This window comes from Mucilaginibacter sp., from assembly GCF_041663085.1.
Taxonomy (GTDB): domain Bacteria; phylum Bacteroidota; class Bacteroidia; order Sphingobacteriales; family Sphingobacteriaceae; genus Mucilaginibacter.
The window spans coordinates 1-6,705 of record NZ_JBAZRC010000198.1; the positions used below are offsets into that span (position 1 = coordinate 1).

The following is a 6,705-nucleotide window of genomic DNA, read 5'->3' on the forward strand; positions in this document are numbered from 1 at the left end:
GTTTGCGCGTCGTTATATGGTATGGTTGGGTTCAATTGTTAGTTACAATAATTATCAGCTGAATAACACCATTAATACTTGGTTCACCTTTAAGAAATTTTAACTCTTTAATTTTTTCAACCTCCAGATTATATAGTTCTTTTATTTTCGACTCTCCTTGTATCGGCGCACCATTTACTACATATAAAAAGTTATCGTCATTGTTTTTTTGTGAATTCAGGCACGATTTATATTCAATTGACAACCCGGAAAATTTTTCCTGATATCGTTTAATAGCAAACTTTTTGGTTATAAGAATAATTGCACCATCATTAGCATCTTTTCCGTATAACTTAAACGCGTCAAACGGTTTTAATACCTTAACATCGCAAATATCTGCCGGTTTAAACTGGGGCTGTACTTTTGAAAGTCGCTCATCAATTATATACAATGGTCGGCTTTTCGATGATATGATTGGTGCATCATGTATCATAAATATGGTATCACTAATTTTCTTTTCAGCCTGCCCAAACGCACTAGCCGATCCAAAAACAAACAATATCAAAACCAACTTCTTCATCATCAATTCGAGGGTTGGTTTAGTTCAATAGTTACGGTTGCCGGTTTTCGACTTTTACGCGTGCCACTTGGACTTGTAAAACTCACCGCTTTAATATCAGCTTTGCTGGCCAGCTCAAAAAGCTGCAGCTTGTCTTCGCCGGTTAGTTCATTGCCATCAGGCATTATATAGGTTACAGTAAGATCCTTACCCTTGCGCGAACGAATGTAAGTTTTGTAAGCTTTTGATAGCGTGCCAAATTTCCATTGATACAGTTTAGTGCCGTATTTTTTGGTAGTTACATTAACCGTAGTATCGTTCTGTGTAGCGCCCACAAATTTTGGTTGTATCAACGTATCAATCTTCAGGATGGTTTCCGGGTCGATATCTGACACCTTACCATAGGTAACCTCTTCATTAAGTACAAATGCTTTTTGATTTGGCTGTTGCTTTGGCAATGGCAGCAAAGTACCTGGCAAGTCGGCAGGTAAAGCTTGTTTAGTTTTGATGATCAAAGCACCGGCAGCAGCTTTTTGCCCGTACATCATTTTGGCACCCTTGCTTTTTACAACCGATATATCCAGGATATTTTGGGGTTTAAGATCTTGCAGGCGCCCATTGTAAACGTTGTCGTTTACCAATACAAACGGGCGGTCCTTTTCGTCAGGCGGGTCGGTTAGCACCAGTTTTTTTGTAATGCTATCCACCCTAAAAAATGGGTACGTAGCGCGTTCCTCTTCCTCAACAGGTTCTTCTACACGGGCCTCCCCTGCGCTAAGGCGATGTCTTGATGAGCGTTTTTTAGAATGCTTAGCTGTGCTCTTTGCCTTCTTTTTTGTTGCATGCTCCTTACGTGTTTGCGCAAAGGCACACACAGAAAGTAACATCAGCAATATTAAAAGCAGTTTTTTCATTGTTAATCTTTCAACTGGTTAATTTTATCCGGATCAATAGTTTTGTACTGTCGATATACATTCAATATAATAGCCAACGCAACAGCAGTTGTAGCAGCGGCCAGTACAATAGCAAACAGGGCAAACATTTGCCCGCCGTTGTTTATACGGTCATACTTACCAAAAGCTACCAGGTTTAATACGGCAGCGTTCAACATTAGCTCAATGCCTATCAGTATTTGTATGGCGTTCTTTTTTGATACAATAATGAACAGGCCGATGCAAAACAGCACCACGCTTACTATCATAAAATCATTAAGGCCTATCATGCTTTCGCGCCCTCCTTGCGGGATAAGTGCGCAGCACCTACCAATGCTATCATCAACAAAATAGAGATCACCTCGAAAGGCAGCAAATAGCGCGTCATTAAACTAACACCGATGTTATTGATAGTACCGTTTACCGGCACCACATTCTTTGTTGCGATAGCAGCTTTTACCCATGGCAGGTTATTTACATCAGCTTTAAAAACCACGTTCAGCATTACCACCAAAAACAGGGCGGCCAATAAAAAAGCCGGTAAATTCTTCAAACTGATATATGGTGTGGTTTGTTGTTGTGCGATGGCCAGCGATTCTTTACCCGAGAGCATAAAAGCGAATAATATCAGCACCAATATTCCACCTACATAAATAACTATTTGGGTAACGGCTACAAAATCGGCCAGGGCCAATACATAAAGGCCAGCGAGGCCAAACAGTGTTACAAAGAACATGAAGATGCTGCGCATCAAATTTTTACCCATGGCCACAACCAATGCCGAGCCCAGCGTTATAAACGCCATTAAGTAAAACATAATCTGTACTAAGTTCATACCCCGCCCTCCTTCGCTTTCATGGCTGCTAATTTTGCGGCTTGTTTTTCGGCTTGTTGCCTTTCCAGCAGTTCGCGCTTTTCGGCAGCAAACTCGGGCGACATATCCGAAAATTCGTAGTTCAGGTCTTTCAGTTCGAATACCGTTTTATCATACTGGTTGGTCATAACAATGCACTCCGTTGGGCATACAATTGTGCATAAGCCACAGTACATGCACTTGGCCATGTCAATATCAAACTTAGCCGCGTAAAGCAGTTTTTTCGATCCGTCGGATGTTTCGCCAATTGAACCTTCGGTTGATTTTATAGACTCAATATCGATGCAGTTAACCGGGCAAATTTTGGCGCATAGGTCGCACACAATACAATCGTCTATCTCCACATCCAGCTGGTAGCGGCCCACTTCGGGCACAGGCAATTCCTGCTTTGGGTATTGTATAGTATTGGTATTGTTTTGCTGGCTGAAGTAATTATCGTTTGTTATAGGCGTAATATTACGTTTGGCATTTGAGGCAAACAAAGCCTTTATGGTAAGGGATAGCCCCTTCCATGCCGTAGTAAAACCGTTTATTGCCTTCTTTATCATTTTATTTTTTTGGATTTCACCGATTAATTGATTTAACCGATCATACCTTTTTTGTATTCCTAATCTCTAATCACAAATCTCTAATCTCTAACTATCACATTACCCATAAACGCCATATACCTGATATCAGCATACATAAAAACGCCAGCGGGGTTAATATTTTCCAGCACAGGTTCATTAATTGGTCAACACGCAGGCGTGGCAATGTCCAGCGGATCCACATTTGTACACCTACCAATAATAAGGTTTTTATCAATATCCAGATAATGCCCCATGCGGTGCCGGTTGTCCACGTTGCCAAAGTTACCGAACCAATGTTTGGTAACGGCGTGTTCCATGCACCTAAAAATAAGATCACCCCCACCATCGATACCAAAAACATCATCGAATATTCGGCCAAAAACACCAGCGCAAACTGCAAACCGGTAAACTCGGTATGGAAACCCGCCACCAGTTCAGATTCAGCCTCAGGAATATCAAAAGGCGCGCGATTACTTTCGGCCAGCGACGCAATGAAATAGATGACAAAAGCCACCAGTAAATGCGGCGCCTGGAAAATATTCCAGGATAGGATACCCCCTATTTGCGACACATCCCAAAAGCCGAAAAACTTTGCCTTATCGGGCGATAGTATGCCCTGCTGCATGGCTATATCCTGCAGGTTAAGTGTTTGCGCTATCATCACTACAGAGATCAATGCAAACCCGGCCGGAATCTCGTACGAGATAATTTGCGCGGCTGAGCGCATGGCGCCCAGTATAGAATACTTATTATTAGACCCCCAACCTGCCATCAGTATGCCAAGGGTTTCGATAGATATGATAGCGAAAATGTAATATAAACCGATGTTGATGTTTGCGGGGATCAGTCCGGGTGCCCAGGGCAATGCCGCAAAACCAAGGTACACGCCAATGAAGATGATGATAGGTGCTGCCAGGAACAATATCTTATCGGCCGCAGCCGGGATAATGAGTTCCTTTTGTACCATCTTAAGCATATCGGCCAATACCTGAAGGGTTCCGTATTTACCTGTTTCTGTTGGCCCGAGGCGGTGTTGTATAAACGCGCTCACTTTACGCTCGGCATATACGCCAAACATGGTAAACAGGCCTACAAAAGCAAATAAACCTGCTGCTACAATGAAATATGTAATGTAAAAATTCAAGGGCCGTTTACGTTGGCTGCAAACTTAATAAATGCTAAGGATAGTTGACTGTTTTGGTAGTGCTTTTTTAGAATGATTTTAAAGAGGGAACCGTTAAATTCAACAATTTGTTTTGGGCGTTGCCTGCGGCCGGGCTATCCGCTCATACTGCGCAAGCCTTAGCCACAAGGCAGGTATCCGCTGCTATCCCTAACGCAAAACCACCACTTTGTCATGCTGAACGTAGTGCATCTATTTGTCGACATGCAAAGTTCGCTAATAGATCCTTCGCGATGCTCAGGATGACAAGGAGGAGAATGCACGTTTCCGTAGTTCCGTGTCAGACAAACAGCTTCGGGCGAAAGCGGGCAGAACGATGTTGGCCTTGTGCGTGGTAAGGGCATAGGAACTTTTGCGAAAGCAAGGGCAAGAGTGGGCGGAGCTGGCAAAAGATTCCAGCCCGTGGTTCTGCCCGGTTTGCAGGGTAAAGGCCATGTGCGCAAAGAAGCCTTTTTGCTGACTTGATTTTTGGTTACTTTGTATCAAGACAAAGTAACAGCCATCCCGCGGCAATTGAGCGGGCCGATGTTTATAGTGGTACACTTAGCATAAGAAAATTTATCAGGAGATTGCTTCGTACCTCGCAATGACGTGGCGGGAGATGAGTCATCCACATATCTGATCAACACCCCTCCCGTACATCAACAAACTCACTTTTTACCTGGTTACCAAAAAACAGGGTTGCATGATGGTCAAAATCCGGGGTATCGTCAATAGTGGTATAAAAAGCCCGGTGCCCATTTTTACTGAGCCGCTGTTCCATCTCAGGATGGCGTTGCAGATAATCAACCAGGCTGGTGGCAACAATATCACCTTGGGCAACAACCTTAATATTGGCAGGGAGGTGGGCCTTTATCTTATCCTGCAGTAGCGGGTAATGTGTGCAGGCCAGTAATATGGTATCAATATCGGGTGATTGCTGCATCAACTGATCCAGATACAATTTTACATAATAATCTGCCCCGGGCTTGTTGTATTCGCCGTTCTCTATCAGCGGTACCCAAAGCGGGCAGGCTTGCTGGTAAACTATCAATTTAGGAAAAAAGTGTTCTATCTCTAACAGGTACGAGCCGGATTGTACGGTGCCTTTTGTACCCAACACACCAATTTGTTTGGTTTGGGTATAATTGCCAATAACCTCGGCTGTTGGGAGTATTACACCAAGCACACGCTTATCTGTATGCAAGCCGGGCATATCCTGCTGTTGTATAGTGCGCAGTGCTTTTGCTGATGCAGTATTACAGGCAAGTATTACCAGCGGGCAACCTTGTTTAAACATCCATTGCACACATTCCCATGTGTACTGGTGTATGGTTTTGAACGATCGGTTGCCATAGGGGGCACGCCCGTTATCACCAAGGTATAAATAATCATAACCCGGCAACTGCTCTACAATAGAACGGAACACCGTTAAACCACCTATACCCGAATCAAATACCCCTATTGGACCGCTTGATAACATACTAACAAAAATAAAAAAGCGCCCCGTAATAGGGGCGCTTTCTAAATAATTTAATTTTTAGATTATTTTAATCCTAATTTAAGCTTTACAGCCGGCATCAAATCATCTCCCGGAGGCGAAACTAATAACTGTGTTTGAGCAGTATTAAGCACATAGGTAAAGCCTTTTTCTTTAGCAACAGCGTTAATAGCTACATTTGCTTTATCGGTTAATGGTTTGTAAAGTTCACTGGCTTTATTATCTACCTGCTGTTGTGCACTGGTTTGTAAATCCTGTATGCGTTTTTGAATATCCTGTAGCTCAGCCTGTTTTGTTGAACGGACAGCATCGGTCATTTTTTCCTGTGTAGCCTGGTATTCTTTACCTTTATTCTGAAGCTCAGTATTCATGGTAGAAAGCTGATCAATAAATTGCTTTTGATAAATTTCAAGCTGTGATTTAACAGTATTAAATTCAGGCATTTGTTGTACAAGTCCCTCGAAATTGATATAGCCAATTTTTGACTGTGCCTGGGCAAAGTTGCCTGCAAATAACATTCCTGCTGCAACTAAAGCAACTTTAAATAGTTTTTTCATTTTTGTTGTTCTGTGTTTAATAATAGTCCTAATATATATATAATTTTTATTTGGCAAATACTCCCGGCTTTAAACCTAACCTTGTAACCACCTCATCGCTTTTATTATAACGCGGGCTGGCATACAACATGATCACTTCACTGTTTTTGTCAAATATCATATCAAGGCTTTCGCTTTCGGCAACTGCCTGTACAGCTTTAGACACCCTATCCTGAATTGGTTTAATCAGCGCTGTACTTTTCTTAGAAAGTTCACCATCCGGGCCAAAAATCTGGCGCTGATAATCTTTAGCTATTTTCTCTTTATCAACAATTTCCGCTTCGCGGCGTTTGCGCATATCAGGGGTCATTAAAACCTGGTCGGCCTGATAGGCTTTGTACAAACGGTCAATTTCCTGAAAACGGCTATCAACATCTTTCTGCCATGATTCTGATAACGATGCCAGTTGCTTTTGCGATGAAGCATATTCGGGCATGTGTTTTAAAATATAATCAGAATCAACATATGCAAAGCGTTGCGCCAACGCTGCTGTGCAGGCGGCAAAAGTAAAACAAAGTATTAAAATTATCTTT

The 6,705-nt window shown here is 42.5% G+C and carries 9 protein-coding genes; all 9 read right to left on the reverse strand.

Features of this window, described 5'->3' with window-relative positions:
• Positions 1-31: 31 nt before the first annotated feature.
• On the reverse strand, positions 32-562 hold the full coding sequence (locus tag WC615_RS21925; protein WP_372980183.1) for a hypothetical protein: 531 nt from the start codon (positions 560-562) through the stop codon (positions 32-34).
• Positions 562-1,452: a hypothetical protein gene (locus WC615_RS21930; protein WP_372980184.1), complete on the reverse strand. Its 891-nt coding sequence runs from the start codon at positions 1,450-1,452 to the stop codon at positions 562-564. The genes WC615_RS21925 and WC615_RS21930 overlap by 1 nt, the downstream gene beginning before the upstream one ends.
• A gap of 2 nt (positions 1,453-1,454) precedes the next feature.
• Complete coding sequence (gene nuoK / locus WC615_RS21935) at positions 1,455-1,760, reverse strand: NADH-quinone oxidoreductase subunit NuoK (RefSeq protein WP_372980185.1); 306 nt, start codon at positions 1,758-1,760, stop codon at positions 1,455-1,457.
• The gene (locus tag WC615_RS21940) at positions 1,757-2,305 is read right to left on the reverse strand and encodes an NADH-quinone oxidoreductase subunit J (protein WP_372980186.1); all 549 of its coding nucleotides are present in this window, start codon (positions 2,303-2,305) and stop codon (positions 1,757-1,759) included. The genes nuoK and WC615_RS21940 overlap by 4 nt, the downstream gene beginning before the upstream one ends.
• Positions 2,302-2,892, reverse strand: coding sequence for a 4Fe-4S dicluster domain-containing protein (locus WC615_RS21945; protein WP_372980187.1), 591 nt, complete (start codon positions 2,890-2,892; stop codon positions 2,302-2,304). The genes WC615_RS21940 and WC615_RS21945 overlap by 4 nt, the downstream gene beginning before the upstream one ends.
• Positions 2,893-2,986: 94 nt before the next feature.
• The gene (gene nuoH / locus WC615_RS21950; RefSeq protein ID WP_372980188.1) at positions 2,987-4,057 is read right to left on the reverse strand and encodes an NADH-quinone oxidoreductase subunit NuoH; all 1,071 of its coding nucleotides are present in this window, start codon (positions 4,055-4,057) and stop codon (positions 2,987-2,989) included.
• Between the two features lie 661 nt (positions 4,058-4,718).
• Entirely contained in the window at positions 4,719-5,558 is an 840-nt protein-coding gene (gene murI / locus WC615_RS21955) for a glutamate racemase (RefSeq protein WP_372980189.1), read from the reverse strand.
• Between the two features lie 62 nt (positions 5,559-5,620).
• A complete protein-coding gene (locus WC615_RS21960) occupies positions 5,621-6,190 on the reverse strand; it encodes an OmpH family outer membrane protein (RefSeq protein WP_372980190.1) in 570 nt (189 codons plus the stop codon).
• A partial coding sequence (locus tag WC615_RS21965; RefSeq protein WP_372980191.1) for an OmpH family outer membrane protein occupies positions 6,180-6,705 on the reverse strand: 526 nt, incomplete at its 5' end. The genes WC615_RS21960 and WC615_RS21965, both read right to left, overlap by 11 nt.

Coding starts and splice junctions, on each gene's coding strand:
- WC615_RS21925 (WP_372980183.1), bottom strand. CDS start 562: ATGATGAAGAAGTTGGTTTTGATATTGTTTGTTTTTGGATCGGCTAGT.
- WC615_RS21930 (WP_372980184.1), bottom strand. CDS start 1,452: ATGAAAAAACTGCTTTTAATATTGCTGATGTTACTTTCTGTGTGTGCC.
- nuoK (WP_372980185.1), bottom strand. CDS start 1,760: ATGATAGGCCTTAATGATTTTATGATAGTAAGCGTGGTGCTGTTTTGC.
- WC615_RS21940 (WP_372980186.1), bottom strand. CDS start 2,305: ATGAACTTAGTACAGATTATGTTTTACTTAATGGCGTTTATAACGCTG.
- WC615_RS21945 (WP_372980187.1), bottom strand. CDS start 2,892: ATGATAAAGAAGGCAATAAACGGTTTTACTACGGCATGGAAGGGGCTA.
- murI (WP_372980189.1), bottom strand. CDS start 5,558: ATGTTATCAAGCGGTCCAATAGGGGTATTTGATTCGGGTATAGGTGGT.